A 20,265-nucleotide genomic window follows, 5' to 3' on the forward strand; every position below is an offset into this window, starting at 1 on the left:
TCTAAACGATATGAATAACTTCATAACTCTCCATTGGTGTAATTAGCACGCCGATAACGCTGATTTCCAAACGCTGATTAAAGCTGATTCTTTAATCCGTACAAATCCCCTACTCTTCCAACCACCCAAAAAATCCGCTACCATCCGCGCTACCTTGGTATCAGTGTCATCTGCGTGCCATACTGAACAACACCAATAACCAAACACACAAAAAATAGCACGCCGATAACGCCGATTTTCAAACGCTGATTAAAGCTGATTCTTTAATCCGTACAAATCCGCTACTCTTCCAACCACCCAAAAAATCCGCCACCATCCGCGCTACCTTGGTATCTGTGTCATCTGCGTGCCATTCTGAACAACACCAATAACCAAACACACAAAAAATAGCACGCCGATAACGCCGACTTTCAAACGCTGATTAAAGCTGATTCTTTAATCCGTACAAATCCGCTACTCTTCCAGCAACACCAAAAAAATCCGCTACCATCCGCGCTACCTTGGTATCTGCGTCATCTGCGTGCCATTCTGAACAACACCAAAAAAAAAACCGCCACCATCCACGTGCAATCTTCTAATCCACCCTCCAACAATTTTTCTTCAAAAATCAAAATTACCACATCAAATTACTTATTTTAGCACTTACCATACGATTAATATAGAGCTAAAACTTACCATAAATGATAAACATACTAGTAACAGGAGGGGCAGGATTTATTCCCAGCTGTTTGACAGATGAATTAATTAAGCACCCTGAATATAATATCGTAGCAGTAGACAACTTTCTAACTGGAAACAAACAAAAGATTTCAAAAAGCGAATTCAACAACTTTAAATTCATTGAAGCCGATTGTAACAACTTCGACCAAATGAAATCCCTTTTTGATGCCCACCAATTCGATTATGTTTTTCATTATGCTGCCGTAGTCGGTGTGAAAAGAACAACTGCGAATCCCTTGATGGTACTAGAAGACATCGAAGGATTAAAAAACATTTTTAAACTCAGTGCTGAGGCCAAAGTAAAACGCATCTTTTTCTCTTCCTCATCTGAAGTTTATGGAGAACCTGTTGAATTACCACAAAACGAAAAAACAACGCCATTAAATTCAAAATTACCCTATGCAATTGTGAAAAATATGGGAGAAGCATTCTGCCGTTCTTATTCACAAACTTATGATTTAGACTATACGATTTTCAGATTTTTCAACACCTTCGGACCTAAACAAAGTCCAGATTTTGTGATGAGCAAGTTCATCAAACAAGCACTCAACAACGAAGATATTACCATTTATGGAGATGGTTCTCAAACCAGAACTTTCTGTTATGTTGACGACAATATCGCGGCTACCGTAAAAGCATTCAAAGAAGACCGCTTCATCAACGACGTCATCAATATTGGAAACGATAAAGAAACCAGTATCCTCGATTTGGCCAAAACCATCATTGACATCACCGGTTCTCAATCAAAAATCGCATTCCTACCACCACTCAAAGAAGGAGACATGACAAGAAGACAACCCAACGCAGAAAATATGCGTGGACTTTTAGGACGAGAGTTTCTACCCTTGAAAGATGGAATTGAGAAAGTGATTGATTCGAATATTTATAAAGAGTTGAATGGATTATAGTTGGTGTTACTGGTGTGATTTCGTGATTTTAGCACGCCGATAACGCCGATTTCCAAACGCTGATTAAAACAGATTTTTTAAATCCGCACCCATCTTTAAAAACACCATTTACCCAACAAAAAAATCCGCCACCATCCGCGTTACCTTAGTATCCGCGTCATCCGCTTGCCAACACACCACCACACAACATACCATCCTACATACGAACCAACTAAACATAATCCGCCATGTCTCCTTCAACTTTACGGAAATAGAAGAGACCAGAAATGAAAATCAGCAAGATCATAGCAATAGAAACAAACATCAACGGTCCTGGAGCTTCTCCGCCAAACATCGACCAACGAAATCCTTGCACGACTCCCGCCATCGGATTTAAATAGTACAAAGTACTGGCCCATTCAGGCAATTGCTTCACTGCAAACTCTGCAGGATAAGCCACAGGAGTAATGTACAAACCAATCTGCACCATAAAAGGAACAACGTGTTGAAAATCTCGGTAACGCACCGTTAAAGCACTCAACCAAATTCCGACTGCCAACGCTGCTATAACACCAATTAAAATAAAAACAGGCGCCAACCAAACATTTGCCGATGGAGGAACCTGAAAATAAATCATCAATACCATCATGATCAACAAAGCCACACCGAAATCAATAAATCCAACAACTGCCTTTGATAAAGGAATGATTAACCGTGGAAAATAGATTTTCTTCACCATGTTCTGACTCGCAATAATGGAACTCCCAGAGTTGGTCATCACATAAGAAAAATAACTCCACACACTCATCCCAGCAACGGTAAATAAAATATGCGGCACTTCAGTTTCCACACCCACAAAGCGTCCAAAAACCAATGAAAGTATAAGCAATGTCACGACAGGTTGCAAAATCGCCCACAGCAATCCAATGGTGGTTTGCGCATAACGCACCCGAAAATCTCTCCAAGCCAAGGTGAGAAACAAATCCTTGTATTGATAAAGCTCCCTGAAATCTGGAATAATCGATTTCTTGTTGGCGTCTATTATGGTTTTGTGTGTTTTGCTCATTGTAAATGCTTGTGGAGGTAAAAGTAAGGAATTTTGGGGTTATTGGCACGCTGATAACGCTGATTAAAACAGATTTTCAAATCCGCTACCATCCTAACCTACCAACAAAAGGATCCGTACCCATCCGCGATGTTATTATGGAGACTGAGCAAAGCTGAAGTCCCGTTTTATCGTTCTCTCGTCAGTTCGAGTGAATTACGGAACGAAGTGGAAAAATTTGTAACGAGTACAGACGGAAATCACAAAATATAAACTGTTTCAAACACCGCACGTTCTCGATACACCTCCGCTGACTTCGATTCCCTGTCCTAAGTTAGCTATCGTTCACTAATGGCCCTCCGAAGGAGGAGACGAAAAACATTATCTTAAATTGACTTAATTATCTCAGCCAATTTTTCAACTTGAATTTTTCTAGAATAATTCTCCGACCCAACAGAGTTACAATCTATTCTACCTTTCTCTTTAAATTCTGCAACTAATTCCTTGAACACCTCTTGTAAATGCGATTCATCTTCAACAATTACCCCAGCATTGGTTTTTTGAAGTAAGTCTGCTTGAAGCTGTTGGCTGACACCTTCCATTTCTTCTATGGAATAGTATTTATCTTTTAGCGCAAAAGCTTTTGGGTCGTTGGCGTAACACAAGATGATTTTACGCTTTAAACCTATGTAATCATAGATTTTGGTGCCAACTATCGAATAATCATTGAATAACAACATAGTATTATAATTAGACAATTTTTTAATTAATTCTTGATTCTGTGTTTTCGGAAAAATCTTTATAGATTTTTGTGTCAATTTTGATAAGGTTTCGACTTTCTTTTTTACCTCATTTGGAATATTAGTTCCATGGAAGTTAAGTTGCATTTTTACACCTGGATTACTCTGCAAAAACAAATTGAATTGTTCCAAAAAGCTTTTCCAAGGATGCCATTGATAAATAGTTCCGATAAAAGAAATGGTGAGTTCTGTAGCTTTTTGGGGTAAATCAGCAACTTTTTCAATTACTTCTGGATCATAACCATTCGGCAGAACATAAATAGTTTTATTGTTGATTAGTTTTTCTATTTGTTGCTTGAAAAAACCAGAAGCAGTCGTTATGCAAATAGCTTTTTTTACAACTTTTTGTTCCAAATACCTATTCCAAAGGGTATATAACTTATTCCTTTGTCTCCCTTTATTTTGACTCCAAGGGTCTCGATAGTCTGCAATCCAAGGAATTGAAAACTCTTGACTTAAACGTTGGGCAAAAGAAAAAAGTACAAAGGGCTCTCCAGTGGCAATAATTGCATCAACTTTATTTTCTTTCAGGTATTTTCGTGCAGCTATATAAAGTTGCTTTTTAGGTCCTGAAATCCATAAAAACTGTCTTATTTCATCAAATGCGGTTAAGGATTTTCTAAAAAAACGATGTCTATTTTCACCGTGTTCAAGTAATAAGCGATTACTCTTAGAGGGGAAGTAAGGCGCGCGTATCACTGTCCCATATTCCTCTTCTCCGATTAGGGATTCTTTACTGACACTCGGTGCAACATAATCCAATTCATTACCATACGCATTACTCCACTGACGAGTGATGACTATTGGCTCAACCCCAAACTCTTTTAGGAATTTAAACCAATTGTACGGCCTCAAACCACCTACTGAAACATAGGGTGGAAAATCATAAGCTAGAATGAGGACTTTTTTCATGTTTATTTTCTTTTAAACTTACTTACCAAACTGTTCAAAGTCATTTTAACACTTGAATAAACAAACCACTTCCCGAAAAGAAACGGATAGGCAAGGAAGGCGTTGTACCATGAATTAGATTTTAATAATTGAATAAATCCAAAGTTAATTAAATAGAATCTCCTTAAATAATAAGATAAAAGCTCTTTTATTCCATTTCCTTGCCCCCCTATCACATGATTAATTTTATTGCCTTGCTTTACTCTTTTAGAAAAAAGTAGTTTATCATGGTGAAGGTATAAACCACGATTCAGATAATACAATAAGCTGGGAAATATATTGTTATAAGGAGTTTTTTTGTTTGGCCACCACCAAACTGGAAACTGTACAGTACGTATTCTCTCAGTTTTAAAAACACCATATCCAAAACCGTCATTCTCTTTAGAAATCAATTTTAAAAGTTGAAACAACCTAATTTTACTTGAATAATTAACATCAACTTCTTCATAGCTGAAGCTATTCTCATCAATAAGTTCATATTTGTTGAATGATACGATGGCCTTGTCACAGGACTCTAATGCAGTAATATGGGTTTGAACAAACTCCTTATGGTATAAATCATCATCGCCAGCCCACATGAAAAAAGGTGTGTCTGCTTGTGCCAATAAAAACTCCATATTTTTTGAAATTCCTAAGTTTTTTACTTGGCGAATATAGGTGATGCGCTTGTCTTGTTCGGCATATTTCTTACAAATTTCCGCTGACCCATCACTTGACCCATCATCAGAAATAATTAGTTTAAAATCTTTGAACGTTTGATTTAATATAGATAATAAAGATGCTTCGATAAAGTCAACATCGTTAAAAACAGGCATTCCTATGGTGAGAGAAGCTTGCATTATAAATTTAGTTTTCTTTTAACTCTATTCATAAAATATCTTTTAACGAACTTATAGGTATGGTTTTTACTGTGTTGATATCCGACAGGCTGACCTTCTCCATAATAAACTGTAGCAGACTTATTCAAAGCCTCTGCTAAGGTGGCAGTGCCTGAAGTTAGACAATGAAGCTCTTTACAAGAAAATATTAAGTCACAAAAGTCCTCCAAAGTAGGAGTTTCTATAAACTGTTCGCTCCCAGTGGGTATATAAAAGTGTTTTCCACCTCTTAACTTCATAATTGCATCAAAATTAACATTGTTCTTTTTAAAAAATGTCATTGCATCTTCTTTGGTGCACAAACCTATCCAAGATAAAAAATTTGGATCATAAACTACTTTGTTGTATTCCTGAACATACTTTGGCTTATAATAGACTTCTGGTTTATTCCATCGCTTGTTGTTGTCTAATCCAAATGCCAACATTACCTCATCTAATAGATTAGTTTTTGAATTCTTGTGAATCTTTACAACCAATTCGCCAATGTCAACTTTTGTCCCTGGTTTATCTACAAACCCATCAACATAGGGGTTACACTCCCAAACAAGATTTCTATAATCTGGATGAACCACCGGCGAAAATTTAGATATATAAACTTTTTCATAACCACTTTCTTTCGCTATCTTAGGAAGGTGACTGTGAAAAAGATGATCTCCTAAACCTGTGTGAATTATTTCTATGATTAGTGATTTTCCCATAATACTTTTAACGATAAAGCCTTAACAATCTATTTCCGCTACCAATCTTCCTATTATAAAGTAGTGGTATTTTTAAATACATCCAAGCTCCATAAAAGTAATTTTTCTGGTATTTGAAATAATCCGATCTATAATTTGAATCAAGTCTCCACATCAAGATAAAATTGGTGATTGTATTAAACAATATAAGGAAATGGTAAAATAAGTATCCAAAATTACCCTTTACTTTATAAAAGAGAAGGGCTGAGGAAAGAAAACTCTGTTTAGCTGCCCAATCTCTATCCGATGAACTCCCGCCATTTAAATGATACACTTGCACTGAATCCAATATAGTTATTCCGTAATTATTTAATTTAAATCTATGGCATAATTCAATTTCTTCAGAGTACATAAAAAAATCAGGATCAAAACCACCTATTTCATTAAAAACCTCTTTTTTAAACATCATAAAAGACCCCATAACAGCTTCTTCCTTATACTTAAAACCGTCTTTATTCAAAAAGTCTACAAATAAATTTCTCGATAGAATTTTCTTATAACTTGCAATGGTTGAAGTGAAGTTTTGTTTTTCTCCATTGGGATATAATATTTCACAACTTACAATTCCAGTTTCGACACTAGAAACAATATAATTGTAGCAAGTTGAAATAGAGTTCTTTTCTACAGTTAAATCGGAGTTTAGAAGTAAAATATACGACCCATTTGACTTTTCTACGCCTAAGTTGTTTGCTCGACCAAAACCAGCGTTGTATGAATTTGAGATAAAATTAACGTCAGGATGGGTGTTTAAAATGAGCTCTTTTGAATTATCATTTGAATGATTATCGATAACTATTACTTCATATTTAAAAGTGATTTCGGATGACTTTATACTTGAAATACAATCATTTGTAAGTAAAGGCGTCTTAAAATTGACAATAATAATTGAAAGATCTATAAAACTATTCATTATACTTAGATTTATTAAAACTTTGCTCCAATCCCATTTCCCTAATGTTGTCTAACCATCTATATATCATTGACGGTTTATATTTAGCTTGTCCATTTTCATCTTTCATTTGTTCTAATGCTGATGCAATTAAAGCATAATCATTTTCTAAAGAAGTTGAAAACACTCCTTGATCATCTGTGTTGATGGAAACAAATAACTGAGGACATTCTTTTATTTTCTCCGTATCCGTTTCGAGATCTAAGTTGTAGAAATTAACTAATGGATGTTTACTATAGTCTTTAAAAGTACCTATTAAATAATTGGAAGACGGGTTTGTTTCAATAGCGATATTTTTTTCTCTCATTACATGTTGCATTCCTTTTTGAACAGCTTTTACTAATTTGATGTATTCTTTGGTGATTGGGAATTGGGTTATTTTCCCCCCATATCTTTTTACTTGTGGATTGAAATGATACTGTTGGTAAAGAAAACGCACAAATTTATCCTTGCGAATATTACTGTTTTTTTATTAAAGAAGATTAATGGTGCTAAGATATAATTTAAAGTCGTTTTTCTGAAAGAAAGTAGAGGAGTAAGTACTTTTAAAAAATCTACATCGTTGTAAACCGGCATTCCTATGATAAGTTGGGGGGACTTCATAGATCTTCTGAAACTTCTTTTATTGCACTCCAAATTTTTTTACTTTGATTATCTACAGTAAACATAGAGAACCGTTCCTTTAAAATCTTTACCGTTTTAAGATAAAGTTCTTGATTATTTATTAATTCATTAGTTTTATGAGCTAAATCTTTTGGATTTAAGTCTGAAGCTATTAAATAATCTAAATCATTAATAATTTCTTGTGTCCCTGTGGTTTTATTAAACATTAAAATAGGAACTCCGTTGTTAGCTGCCTCAATACAAACTAAAGGAAAAGGGTCTTCTCTCGATGTCATCCAAAAAACATCAAGATTTTTCAAGAACTCATTCGGATTATTTAATTGTCCAAGAAATTCAAATTCTTTAGCAATACCCAATTCTTCAATCAATTTATTATATCTTTTTTTATTCTCTTCTGAAATACTTCCTAACCATTGAAAACTAAAATGTATTGAAGGATTAATTTCTTTAATTGCAGAACAAGCTTTAATAAACAAATCAACTCCTTTTCTTTTTTGGACCAAGCCAATTCCTCCTATAGTAATTTTACGTAAATCCAGCTTTAACCGGGTATCAATATTTGTATGAAATTTTGAAAATTCATGTATCGTTATTGTTTTATCTAAATCAAATTGATAATAATCAATTAAATCCTTTTTAACAGTCTCAGATGCAGCAATTGTTAAATCAACTTTTTGTTTTAGATTACTAATTTGAGGCACATAGCTTTGTATTGTTTCTCTTAATTCATGAACGTGTAGAATCAATTTTGAATTTTGAGAAAACTTTTTAATTAGTGTAGCAATCTCAATAAATACTACTGTGTTATTATAAATTATATCATAATCTTCTTTTGCAACATTTTTAATTTCGTAATCATAAATGACTGAATTAAAAAGCCTTATCAGCTTTAGCTTTCTAAGAATAAATCGACCAATTCTGCTTAATAATTTCTTTTTCTTATATATTTTGAAGTGATTTGTACATAATGAGTCAATTTCACTAGATAGTTGTCCGCCTCCCATGCTCAACACATCGAAATTAACTTCTGGATGATTTTTTTTTAACCACTCCATAAAATAGAGTAGAATTAAAGGTGCTCCTGTTCTGGAGGATGAGTGGTTAATAAATAGTATCTTCATATTCTGTTGACTAAATTTTAAGCTAGACTTTTATTTATTGCTAATGTAGTTTCATTATCTTCAAGTAATACAAAATTATTTTTTATTAATAATTCATAAATCTTCTCACGACATTCATACTCGTCATGAATTTCAATTGCAATACATTTGGTTATGCTCAAAAAGGAGACGTTTGAATCATTTTTAATTAGAAATACTTCAGCTCCTTCTATATCAATTTTTAATAAATCTATACTTTGTAGGTTATGTTCTTTAATCAGGTCTATTATAGTGATACTTTTGAGTCTATTTTCTTTTTGTTCTACAACAACTTGTCTTGCACAACTACTTTTATCTCTAAAATTTGTATTAATTGATAAATTTAAACCACTTTTCCCCATAAGACCAGCTTGATAGAGCTTAACACTTCCATTATTCACATATTTCGAAAGATTGTTCTTAAGCAAATCAAAATTTTCTTCATCAGGTTCAATACAAAATATTTGTGTTTCAGGAAAAAGGTGTTTTAAATAAATAGCTGTAGAACCTATATTACTTCCAGCATCAATTAAAACTTTAGGCTCAAAACTTTGTGCTTTAAAATAGCTAACAGCGAGAGCGTATTCACCCTTCACAATCACCTGGTTAACCATATCATAATCAGATGAGTTTTTTAAACGTGCATGAAAAATATGCCCATAATAATTAAAGGTAGTTATTTCTTTTGTGCTATCAACAACCGTCATGTAGTATGTCTCAATGCTTTCTCTTTTAGCGAGAAAGTAATGCCATCTCTTTTTAATCTTTAATTTAAATTCTTTCCAAGTCATTTCCATTCGTATTTTCCAAACGTAGCACCGTAATCGTATGATTTATAAACAGTTAGTTCTGACGAATCATCTACAACACTAAACATCCCTACATCGAAATAACTTACTAATGTGTATTGATAAGGTATTTGTATGGCTAGATGAAATGTATAGGAACCTCTTGTTAAACAGTTTTTATCAATAATAAATGTGTGTGTATTTTTATTTATTTTCTTATTAATTGAAAAAACTCTTAAACCGTCTTGTCTTTTTACACATAGATAAAAATCATACAACTTAGGGTTTTTATTAATATGAAAATTAATTTCAACATAAATTTTATCTGATATGTCAAAATTATGGTTTGCTTTACCAAACTCGTTCTTTATTAGAATTGATTTAATATCATAATCAATATCTTTATTCCAATTTGGATTTATAAAATCTTTATTCTCAGCCTTTTTTTCATTATACTTCTTTATCGCTTCATCAATTATTCCATTAAAAGTAATTTCTCCTTCTTGTAAAACTATTCCTCTTGTACATAATTTCTTTACTGCAACTAAATCATGACTCACAAAAATCACTGTTCTACCTTCCCCCGCTACATCTTCCATCTTTCCTAAACATTTCTTTTGAAACTCAGCATCTCCAACTGCCAACACCTCATCGATGATTAGGATCTCAGGTTCCAAATGTGCTGCTACAGAAAACGCCAATCGCACATACATACCAGAAGAATAGTGCTTTACAGGTGTGTCAATAAATTTTCGGACTCCAGAAAACTCAACGATTTCTTCTAGTTTTTCTGCGACCTCTTTCCGAGTCATGCCCAGTAAGGTACCATTCAAGTAAATGTTTTCTCGCCCAGTCAATTCTGGGTGGAACCCTGTTCCTACTTCCAACAAAGAAGCAACACGTCCATTGATTTCAATGCGCCCTTCTGTAGGTTGAGTAATTTTAGACAGCACTTTTAACAAGGTAGATTTTCCTGCGCCGTTTCTCCCAATAACTCCAATAATTTCTCCTTTATCCACATGAAATGATACGTTTTTTAGTGCCCAAAAAGATTCTTGTTTACCTTTATTACTTTTAAAAAGACCTGTGAGAGCATGTCTTAAGGATGAATCTTTCTGCTTCCCGATTGTGTACTCTTTAGAAACACCTTCTATTATTATTGATCTTTGTTTGAGTGTCAAAATACTATTTATAATTATTAATAAGTCAAGGATGATTCAAAGATAAAAAATTCAATCAACAATTATCTTTACGGTAAAACACATAGCTATTAATTGATTAAAGTCATCTTGTTTTTAATCAAAAAATGGTTGCCAAACAGTTCCGTGTTTTGGTGCACTTAATTTTGATATGGGCGCTTCATATTTTTCAATTACTGTAACATAAGGATAGTAACATATCGACTTAATGCTTGATTGAAAATTAGTCACTCCAGATGTTAGATTGTTTTTATTAGAATTTACCTTTATTTTATTCAATTCATCAACAAAACTCTTAGTGTATTCTGCAAACCTATTGTTTTCTCTGTGCACATCTTCACATAAGTAAATCCCTCCTGGGTTTATTTCACTTAATGTTTCTTCTAAAGTAATACGTTGCTGTTCTGTAGTATGTCCTCCGTCATCAATTATAATATCTATAGGTCCAATTTCTTTAAATAAATTTTTCCAAAAATTTCTATCCTCTTGGTCACCAATAAGAACCTTTGTTTGGTCATTCTCATAGATTTTGCAAGCCTCTTTAATGTCAACACCATATATTTTACATTTGTCTCCAAAATATGACTTCCACATTCCTAAGCTTCCACCGCTATAAATACCGATTTCTAATACCTTAACTTCTTTATTAATAAACTTGTTGAAGTGTTTATGATAAATGTCAAAATAATGTTCCCATTTCCATATACCGTTTCCTTCTTTATTATTTTGAAAATAATCCCATAGTGGGTTTTTTACATCTCTATTATCCTGTTCGGTTTTAATTTTTTCAAGGTTATATCTTTCTAAGTATTCGCTTGCTTTTGTTCTTTCAGAGGATAATTCTAAATAAAGCCTAAGCTCCTTACGTTTGAAAATTATTTGTTTTATGAGGGAAGCTAAATTTCTTATTTTTCTATACATTATTACACTTTTAAGTAGTTAGCTATCTTATTTGATTGAAGTAATCAACTGTTTATAATTCTAATAAAGCAATTAAGTAGTCAACAAAGATGATAAAATTAATGCTTATCATTAAGTTTACTTTTTAAAAAAACAGATATTTTTATTAAATTGTAGTCTATGAGAAAATATATCTCACTTTTTATTCTTTGTTTCATTATAGCTGTACCAACTTTTGGGCAAACTAATTTAGTTTATCCTGATAATAATTTTGTTTTTGAGGTTAACTCTGTTGATTTTGAATGGGATGAGTATTCAAACGCTGTAAACTATACAATTCAAGTGGCAACAGATATTGGATTCACCATATTGCTAACTAATACTTCTACTGTAGCAACAAGCCATGAGGTTTTAAATTTACCTGTAAATCAAGAGTTTTTTTGGAGGATTAAAGCTAATAACAGTACCTGGTCAGAAACTAGAACTTTTAGAATTGTAGATTTTAAAAGTTGGCCAGAACTAGAGATGTGGCTTAATGCGGATAGTATCACTCCAGTTTCAGGAGACAAAATTAACGAGTGGATTGATTTATCAAGTAACTATAATCATTTCTCTCAACTAAACAGTTTAAATCAACCTAGCTTATTGTATTCCAATGATGAGATAAACAATCATAACAAGGTAGAGTTTAAAGCATCCCAAAATAATTTTTTAGATGGTGTTGATTTAAGTCACCTAAATAATGGTGAAGTGTTTTCACTTCTGAACATTACATCGACTAGTGGAGCTTCAAATGAAAGAGGGATTTGGAGTTTTGGAACCGCATCTGCTGCTAACGTTTATCCTTGGACTGATAACTCTATTTATATGGGTTTTGGTAGAAACATAAGGTTCAATATTGGAGATATTATAGGTATGCCTACCTTAACTAAACCTCATATTTTAAATATTAGTTCTGGACCTTCATTTGTCTTTAAAATTAACAACACCCTGATATTTAACTCCACATCTGGAACTCCTTCTTTTAGGAATAATGTTCTTCTTGGTCATTCTGGTGGATCTTATTACCTAGATGGCTCTATAAGTGAAATCATACTTTTTAACTCCGTTCTTCCTGATTCTTTAAGAGACCTAACGCATGCTTACCTCCGCCACAAATACGCCCCACCTGTCAACCTCGGCCCTAACATCACCCAATACGGCTTTTGCGACACTACCCTTTACGCAGGAAAACGCTTCGATTCTTACCTTTGGTCTGATGGCTCAACAGCTGATAGCTTGATTGTTTCGGAACCTGGGACCTATTGGGTTGAAACAGTAGATATTTTCGGTTTTACTTCTTCAGATACAATAGAAGTTATTTTTCCAGAATTCCAACACCCCACCTCCCAACTCTACTGCCCTAGCGAATTCATCGATTGGCAAACAGGGCTTGGGGAGCACTACAATTACCTATGGTCGGATGGTTCGACTGCAGATAGTTTAGTCATCAATTCTCCAGGGAGTTACCATGTTACGGTGACGGATACCAACGGTTGTGTTTTTCAATCGGATACCTTGGTTTTTGATGAAGATCCATTTACTGCAACGGCAAGTTTGGGACCTGATGTTAATTTGTGTACTGGAAACAACCTCGGATTGAGTGTTGGCGCAAATGAAGCGGTGAGTTATTTGTGGAATACCGGAGCAACAACACCAGAGATTGGCATTTCAAGTTCGGGGACCTACAATGTTCAAGTGCAAAATGCGAATGGATGTGTTGCTATGGATACCATTGATGTGACGATTATTGGTGATGCACCGAATATTGCGTTTGATGTTCCTGCACAATCTTGTGTTGCTGCCTCCTTCGATTTTGAAGACCTTTCCACTACAACCGATGGATCGAGTATTATTGCTTGGGATTGGAACTTTGGAGAAGGGTCGACAGAAAATGTTGAACAAGGAAATTTCGCTTATTCTGCAGATGGAAATTACGACATTACCTTGACCATAGAAACTTCTTCCGGATGTTTTAATACGCTAAGCGCTCCGATTGAAATCAAAACCAACCCGATTTTGACTTTCTCAACGAATTATATTTGTCAAAACCAAAGCATTGAATTTAACGGAGGTCAATTGAGTCCGCAAACCATCACCGATTGGAATTGGAATTTTAATGATCCTGCAAGTGGAACAAACAATGTCGCTACAGGACAAAATACCCAACATGTTTTTGCATCACCGGGAGATTATGACGTAATGCTCATCGGAACTGATATTTTTGGTTGTATCGACACATTGGTGCAAACCAAAACCATCGCGCCAACTCCAACAGCGGATTTTAATTTTAATGAGGTGTGTGAAGGAAGTGTGGTGAATTACCAAAACGCTTCAACAGTAGCTAGTCCAGCGACCATCACAAGCTACCAATGGACTTTTGGAGACGGCACCAATTCCGGTCAAACAAATCCGCAAAAGCCTTATGCTTCGCAAGGTGTTTATACCGTAGGATTAACAGCAACAGCGAATAACGGTTGTAGTGATGACACAACACAAACGATAAAAATTCACGCCATTCCACAAGTGAATTATACTTTAGAACAAGCATGTGCTGGAATTGATGCGCAATTCATTGACAATTCTTTTATTCCCAATGGCAGCGTTGCTCAAGTAGATTGGTCTATTGACGGTCAAACGTCAATCACTGGATTTACAGTAGGTCACCAGTTTCCAAATGCAGGAACGTATTCATTAGAACAAACCGTAAGGTCTGCCTTTGGATGTGAAAATTCAGCTGTTTCAAGCGTGACCATTAAAGACTATATCGATGCAGACTTTGACTTCTCTCCGAATGCTTTTGTAAGCGATTACCCTATTGTTTTCCAAAGCACAAGTACTGGTGCAAGTCAATACGAATGGACTTTTGGGGATTTTGCAAATGCCCAGCAAGCAGACACGAGCATTACTTTTGATGAATCGCAAATTGGGAATACCTACACGGTTGAACTTTTAGTGCGCAACATTCATGGATGTTCAGACAGTATGACTATCCAAGGAACAGTGTTGGAACGTCAGACAGATTTATTGATTTCGCAATTGTTTAGTCAAGAAGAGAACGGTTACCTCACCATAGGTGTTCAGTTGAAAAACATTGGAACAACGCCCATCAATAGGGTAGATTTGTACCTACGTAAACCCTCATTAAGCGGAGGAATTAAAGAAACATGGTCTGGAAACTTACAAGCTGGACAGTCAGAAATTTATGTTTTTTCTGCCGCACCCAGCGCAACGGTAATGGACAAAGATGCCGACCAAAACTATCTGTGTATAGAAGGTCGAATCGTATCTCCAGCACAATTTACCGAGCTTGATTTAGAAAACAATGAGGTTTGTCGTGTTATTGCGCCTTCAGAAGTGGTACTTATTCACCCTTATCCGAATCCAGTTAGCGATCAATTGACCATCAAAGTAGTGATGCCAGCCAAAGAAGTGATTGCCCTTCATGTCTACAATGACCAAGGACGATTGGTTCATACAGTTACAGAGGAGGAAGAATTGCAAAAAGGCCTCAACACTTTTTATGTCAACACCTCAGGTTGGGCTGCAGGGAACTATAAAATTCGAACCATCACAAGCACAAAGCAAGTCCCCACCGTTGGATTTGTGAAGTTGTAAAATTCTCCCCAGCTAGAGGAGAAGACGTAGAAACTCATTTTTTGTGTAGGGGAATAGTATTTATTAAATGCAATTGTTGGTCAGAAAAGGACAAAAGAGATTCCTCAGTCATCCCGAGTTCTCGGGATTCCTTCGGAATGACAAGTTTATTGGGTGTGAGTGTGGGTAAAAACAAGCCGAAGCAACTGCTCTTGCTCAATACTACTTTCATAATACCAGTTTTAAAAGAATCGTTTAATATGAAACGGAATCATGGTTGTTCAACTCCCCCTTTGGAGGGGGATAAAGGGGGAGGATATTAATCGAAATTGTTTTCGTTAAAAAGAAAACCTTGTCCCAAAGCAACTGCTCTTGCTCAATACTCAATCCTCTTGCTAAATCCTCCCCCCAACCCCCTCCTGAGGGGGAGACGTAGAAACCCACCTCTAAGTGTGTAAGTAGAACTTTGCGATTAAAAGATGTTTCAGCATGGAAATCGTTCTCCTTAAAAGTAATTGTGAGCTCGAAGCAATTCCCCCTTTGGAGGGGGGCAGGGGGGAGGACACTTAAAACAATTACTCCATCCTACTCTTCAGCACCTCAATTACCCTTAAAATCTTATTTTCAACCTCTGGATATCTATGAATCACCTCTCCTTCTTGGAAGCGAATAACAGTATAACCAAATGCTTCCAGTCGATCTTGTCGATATCTATCATAACTACCTTTCGTATCGTGTGAACTGCCATCAACTTCTATAATCAAATTGATTTCTGCAGAAAAAAAGTCGACTATAAATCTATCAATTGGTCTTTGACGTTTAAAAGCTACACCTAGTTTTTTGGCCCGAAGTCCCGCTTTCCATAGATACTTTTCAGCACGTGAAACAGATTCATTTCTTAAATCGTTTGCATACTTTTTTAAATTTGGATTGTAGTGGTTGTTCATAATTAAGGTTTTACATTAAAATAATGAAAAATTTGGTTCGGAACAACTACTCTTGCTCAATACTCAATCCTCTTGCTGAATTCCTCCCCCCTGCCCCCCTCCAAAGGGGGAGACGAAAAGACCTCTTTTTTAGGTAGAGAAATAGATTTTTGAATAGATAGTATTCTCTTCAAAAGAGCAACTTGGTTCGAAGCAACTACTCTTGCTCAATACTCAATACTCTTGCTGAATTCCTCCCCTGCCCCCCTCCAAAGGGGGAAACGTAAGAACCCACGTTTTATGTGTTTAGAGGATGATTTTTGAATCGAAATTGTTTGCATTTAAAAAGAGCAACTTGGTTCGAAGCAATTCCCTCTTTAATTATTAACAATCATGCATTAACCAATAAATTTACAAAATCTTCTTTTTCTAAAGCGCCGAAATACTGGGTAACGTCAACATTTTCCAATGCTTTTTCAACTGATTTTCTATCATAAGGAACATCCACCAACACTTCTTCTATTTGTGCAACAGGATCTTTTCCAAAGAAGTCTCCGGAGATTTTAATTTCTTGTATTCGGCCTTTTTCAACAAATATTCTAACATCAATTTCTCCAACAGGAAATCGTTTATTGTACTGCATATTGAATTTAGGTGCGCGTCCATAATTCCAATCCCAAGTGTCATATTTCTCTTCTTTCAATTGGTGGACTGCGGCCCATTCTTCTTCCGTTAAACGATAAGTTTCAAAAGCTTCGTTTTCTGCGTAAAGCCCTTTCAACAACAAGCTTTTAAACGCTTCGATTGTCAACTTGTCTTCGAGAAATTCACTAATGTTAGCCACTCGGCTTCTCACAGATTTATGTCCTTTAGATTCAATCTTACTCGGTTTAACGTTGAGTGCATTCACCACTTCATTAAGGTCGGTATTGTACAACAAAGTTCCATGGCTAATCATTCGTTTTCCTGTAGAAAACTGTGCCGTACCCGAGATTTTTTTCTCTCCTACTAAAATATCATTTCGACCTTTTAATTCTGCAGAAGCACCTAAATCGTTCAATACTTTGATCACCGGCTCGGTAAACTTTTTGAAATTATGCAGTTTATTGATGTCGTGATTCGTAATAAAGCTGAAATTTAGGTTTCCAAAGTCATGATATACTGCTCCACCACCGCTAACACGCCTTACCACATGAATATCGTTTCGGTCAATGTAATCTTGATTTACCTCTTCTATGGTGATTTGGTTTTTCCCAATAATAATTGAAGGTTCATTGATATAAAACAGCAGATAATCATTTTCTGCACTAAAATGACGCACGATATATTCTTCTAAGGCTAAATTTAACCTTGGATTGGTAACATTTTCATTTTCTACGAAGATCATATTTACAATTTTGAGTAATGATAAAGGTAAGAATTTTAGAGAGCTTACGCACAGAATTTTGTGTAATTAGAAGGTGAATTAGAATGGGAATCGTTTTTATTAAATACAACTGTTGGTCATGAAGACAAAAGAGATTCCTCGATCATCCCGAGTTCTTGGGATTCCTTAGGAATGACAAGTTTATTGGATGTAAGTGTGGGTAAAAACAAGCCGAACAGCAGTCAAAACCTTTGATTTTTGCTGATGGAAGAATCTTGAAGTCTTACACACTCAAAACTCTTGCTCAATACTGACTTGCTCTTGCTCAATACTGTTTCTGCTCAATACTGAAGCTTTGCTTATTTTAGTTCATCTAAAATAAGCAAAGCTTCTGGTACGTGTTGTTCAAACTTCATTTGTGAGTTAAAAACCCCACGAACGATTCCATTTTTATCGATAACATAAGTCACTCGTCCTGGAATTAATCCCAACAAATTAGTTGGAACACCGAATGCTTTGCGCACTTTTTTATCGGTATCTGCCAAGAGAATAAAAGGCAAGTTATGGTTTTCTGCAAAAGCCTTATGACTTTCTTCATCATCGCTAGAAATTCCAACCACCAAAGCGCCTGCCGCTGTGAAGTCCGTATATGCATCCCTAAAAGAACAAGCTTGTTTGGTACAACCTGCTGTTTCATCTTTCGGGTAAAAGTAAACCACCATGTTTTTATCTCCGATAATTTCGTCGCTATTAAACACCTCTCCATGTTGGTCTTTTAAAGAAAAACTTGGACACTTGTCACCTATTTGAATTGATTTACTCATCTGTTTTTGATTTTAGAATTAACAAAAACAAAAGGGAATTGTTTTCATGGAATCAACAGTTTTTGAAATGGTAAGTTGAGAGAGAGGTGAATCCCTTCTACCATGTGTCTGCGTGGTAAGCCCCCATGCTACTGCACGAAAGGTAACTGAGACCCTCGATGTTCCTTACGAGTGGCACGTGGTTAGTTTAAAAAGCTAAAAACTTAAATTATAACCTAAATCAATAGGTCAAGAAATTATAAGTTTCACAAACCTGATACACCCTATTTTGTCACTTTTGCAGCTGTCGAATGACTCGATGTCTTTACGAGAAATGAATACAAGAACATCCTTATTGAAAATCTCAAATACTGTCAAGAACACAAAGAAATGGAAATCTATTCTTGGTGTATCATGACAAATTATGTTCATCTTGTATTCCGCAGTATTGGCGAAGAAAGACCAGAGATATTATTAGGTAAATTTAAAAGGTTTACCAGCAATGCTATTGTCAAAGCCATTAAAGAAAATGAACGAGAAAGCAGAAAAAACCTACAGAGTGTTTTTAGAAAAATTGGCCCTAAGACATCCAACGTCACGCATAATCAATTTCGGAGACGCGTGGTTAGCATTTTAAAAAACCATTATCTTCTTCTGTTGTTATCACTTCTTTTTTTCTGCGACTTTCCTTGCGGTTTTCTTCCTCCACCTCCACGGCCACTTTGTTGCGGTTTTTTCTTCGCAGCCACAGGGTCATAAGCTTCTTCCTCTACTTCAGGATGAGGAGGCATAACGGGTACTTTTTGTTGGATCAATTTCTCGATGTCTTTCAAATAAGCACGTTCTTCGTTATTACAAAATGACAAAGCAATTCCACTTGCTTTTGCCCGACCAGTTCTTCCAATACGGTGAACATAGGTTTCAGCAACATTAGGTAAGTCATAATTAATCACCAAAGCTAAATCATCGACATCAATTCCACGCGCTGCAATATCAGTAGCGATCAACACCTGTATTTTTCCATCTTTAAATCCTCCCAGTGCCGCTTCACGTTGTGGTTGAGATTTGTTTCCATGAATAGCAGCCGCTTTAATATCTGCTTGTGCTAATTTCTTAACAATCTTATTGGCTCCGTGCTTTGTTCTTGAGAAAACCAATATAGATTCTCCAGGGCGTTCTTTGATGAGCTCTCTCAATAAATGCACTTTGTTCCCTTTACTTACGAAGTAAATTCCTTGCTCCACTTTTTCTGCAGTCGCTTGTTGAGGCTTAATACTCACTTGTTCAAACTCACCCAATATTTTTTTAGACAACTCTACAATTGTTTTCGGCATGGTTGCAGAAAAGAAGAGTGATTGCCTTTTTGGTGGAAGCTTTGCAATAATTTTCTTGATGTCATGAATAAAGCCCATGTCCAACATTTGATCTGCTTCATCTAAAACTACAAAATTTAAATCGCGAAAAGTTAGCACGCCTTGACTCTCTAAATCAAGTAATCTACCGGGTGTAGCCACCAAAATATCAACGCCTTGTTTTAATCGGGCAACTTGTTTGGTTTGCTTTACTCCACCATAAATCACAGTAGTTCTTAACCCTGTGTGCCTTCCATAGTTTTTTAAGCTTTCGTCAATTTGTATGGCTAACTCTCTTGTTGGTGTAACAATCAGGGCGCGAATTTTACGCTTCCCTTTTTGGTCTTTATTCGAATGGTATAAATGATGCAGAATTGGAATTCCAAATGCTGCTGTTTTTCCTGTTCCAGTTTGAGCAACTCCTAATAGGTCTTTTCCTTTTAAAAGAATAGGTATCGATTGTTCTTGAATTGGGGTTGGGTTTTCGTAGCCTTCTTCTTCGAGGGCTTTTAATATTGGTTCGGCTAAACCGAGTTGTTTAAATGTCATATAATGTATATCAGCT

16 protein-coding genes and 1 pseudogene are annotated in these 20,265 nt (G+C 35.5%); 3 read left to right on the forward strand and 14 right to left on the reverse strand.

Going from position 1 to position 20,265, the window contains the following annotated elements:
* Positions 1–680 precede the first annotated feature (680 nt).
* On the forward strand, positions 681–1,628 hold the full coding sequence (locus ACN0U3_RS01060; protein WP_417264801.1) for an NAD-dependent epimerase/dehydratase family protein: 948 nt from the start codon (positions 681–683) through the stop codon (positions 1,626–1,628).
* Between the two features lie 211 nt (positions 1,629–1,839).
* Here ACN0U3_RS01060 and ACN0U3_RS01065 read toward each other — a convergent pair whose 3' ends face one another.
* From ACN0U3_RS01065 to ACN0U3_RS01110, 10 genes are all read right to left on the reverse strand, one after another.
* The gene (locus tag ACN0U3_RS01065; protein ID WP_417264802.1) at positions 1,840–2,673 is read right to left on the reverse strand and encodes an ABC transporter permease; all 834 of its coding nucleotides are present in this window, start codon (positions 2,671–2,673) and stop codon (positions 1,840–1,842) included.
* 365 nt (positions 2,674–3,038) lie between these two features.
* Complete coding sequence (locus ACN0U3_RS01070) at positions 3,039–4,364, reverse strand: glycosyltransferase (protein ID WP_417264803.1); 1,326 nt, start codon at positions 4,362–4,364, stop codon at positions 3,039–3,041.
* A gap of 2 nt (positions 4,365–4,366) precedes the next feature.
* Positions 4,367–5,242, reverse strand: coding sequence for a glycosyltransferase family 2 protein (locus ACN0U3_RS01075; RefSeq protein ID WP_417264804.1), 876 nt, complete (start codon positions 5,240–5,242; stop codon positions 4,367–4,369).
* Positions 5,242–5,979, reverse strand: coding sequence for a hypothetical protein (locus tag ACN0U3_RS01080; RefSeq protein ID WP_417264805.1), 738 nt, complete (start codon positions 5,977–5,979; stop codon positions 5,242–5,244). The genes ACN0U3_RS01075 and ACN0U3_RS01080 overlap by 1 nt, the downstream gene beginning before the upstream one ends.
* Before the next feature lie 7 nt (positions 5,980–5,986).
* On the reverse strand, positions 5,987–6,928 hold the full coding sequence (locus tag ACN0U3_RS01085) for a glycosyltransferase family 2 protein (RefSeq protein WP_417264806.1): 942 nt from the start codon (positions 6,926–6,928) through the stop codon (positions 5,987–5,989).
* Positions 6,921–7,406, reverse strand: a complete 486-nt coding sequence (locus tag ACN0U3_RS01090) for a hypothetical protein (RefSeq protein ID WP_417264807.1) — start codon at positions 7,404–7,406, stop codon at positions 6,921–6,923. The genes ACN0U3_RS01085 and ACN0U3_RS01090 overlap by 8 nt, the downstream gene beginning before the upstream one ends.
* A gap of 160 nt (positions 7,407–7,566) precedes the next feature.
* Positions 7,567–8,712 (reverse strand): glycosyltransferase family 4 protein, encoded by a 1,146-nt coding sequence (locus ACN0U3_RS01095; protein ID WP_417264808.1) that lies wholly within the window; start codon positions 8,710–8,712, stop codon positions 7,567–7,569.
* Between the two features lie 17 nt (positions 8,713–8,729).
* Positions 8,730–9,521, reverse strand: a complete 792-nt coding sequence (locus tag ACN0U3_RS01100; RefSeq protein ID WP_417264809.1) for an FkbM family methyltransferase — start codon at positions 9,519–9,521, stop codon at positions 8,730–8,732.
* Positions 9,518–10,699, reverse strand: a complete 1,182-nt coding sequence (locus ACN0U3_RS01105) for a polysaccharide ABC transporter ATP-binding protein (protein WP_417264810.1) — start codon at positions 10,697–10,699, stop codon at positions 9,518–9,520. Before ACN0U3_RS01105 ends, ACN0U3_RS01100 begins: the two co-directional genes overlap by 4 nt.
* Before the next feature lie 114 nt (positions 10,700–10,813).
* On the reverse strand, positions 10,814–11,638 hold the full coding sequence (locus tag ACN0U3_RS01110; protein WP_417264811.1) for a hypothetical protein: 825 nt from the start codon (positions 11,636–11,638) through the stop codon (positions 10,814–10,816).
* Positions 11,639–11,797: 159 nt separating this feature from the next.
* On the opposite strand from ACN0U3_RS01110, the gene ACN0U3_RS01115 reads away from it, so the two are divergent.
* Positions 11,798–15,274, forward strand: coding sequence for a PKD domain-containing protein (locus tag ACN0U3_RS01115; RefSeq protein ID WP_417264812.1), 3,477 nt, complete (start codon positions 11,798–11,800; stop codon positions 15,272–15,274).
* A gap of 554 nt (positions 15,275–15,828) precedes the next feature.
* On the opposite strand, the gene ACN0U3_RS01120 is transcribed toward ACN0U3_RS01115, so the two are convergent.
* From ACN0U3_RS01120 to ACN0U3_RS01130, 3 genes are all read right to left on the reverse strand, one after another.
* Positions 15,829–16,200 (reverse strand): endonuclease domain-containing protein, encoded by a 372-nt coding sequence (locus ACN0U3_RS01120; protein WP_417264813.1) that lies wholly within the window; start codon positions 16,198–16,200, stop codon positions 15,829–15,831.
* A 370-nt stretch (positions 16,201–16,570) separates the two neighbouring features.
* Entirely contained in the window at positions 16,571–17,566 is a 996-nt protein-coding gene (locus tag ACN0U3_RS01125) for a lipoate--protein ligase (RefSeq protein WP_417264814.1), read from the reverse strand.
* Positions 17,567–17,904: 338 nt separating this feature from the next.
* Complete coding sequence (locus ACN0U3_RS01130; protein WP_299202758.1) at positions 17,905–18,369, reverse strand: peroxiredoxin; 465 nt, start codon at positions 18,367–18,369, stop codon at positions 17,905–17,907.
* Positions 18,370–18,684: 315 nt separating this feature from the next.
* On the opposite strand from ACN0U3_RS01130, the pseudogene ACN0U3_RS01135 reads away from it, so the two are divergent.
* A pseudogene (locus tag ACN0U3_RS01135) lies at positions 18,685–19,107 on the forward strand (transposase); the annotation flags it as partial.
* Here ACN0U3_RS01135 and ACN0U3_RS01140 read toward each other — a convergent pair.
* Positions 18,993–20,249 (reverse strand): DEAD/DEAH box helicase, encoded by a 1,257-nt coding sequence (locus tag ACN0U3_RS01140; protein WP_417264815.1) that lies wholly within the window; start codon positions 20,247–20,249, stop codon positions 18,993–18,995. The pseudogene ACN0U3_RS01135 and the gene ACN0U3_RS01140 sit on opposite strands and share 115 nt — an antisense overlap.
* Positions 20,250–20,265: the final 16 nt, after the last annotated feature.

This window comes from Brumimicrobium sp., assembly GCF_048268645.1.
Lineage (GTDB): Bacteria > Bacteroidota > Bacteroidia > Flavobacteriales_D > Crocinitomicaceae > Brumimicrobium > Brumimicrobium ulvae.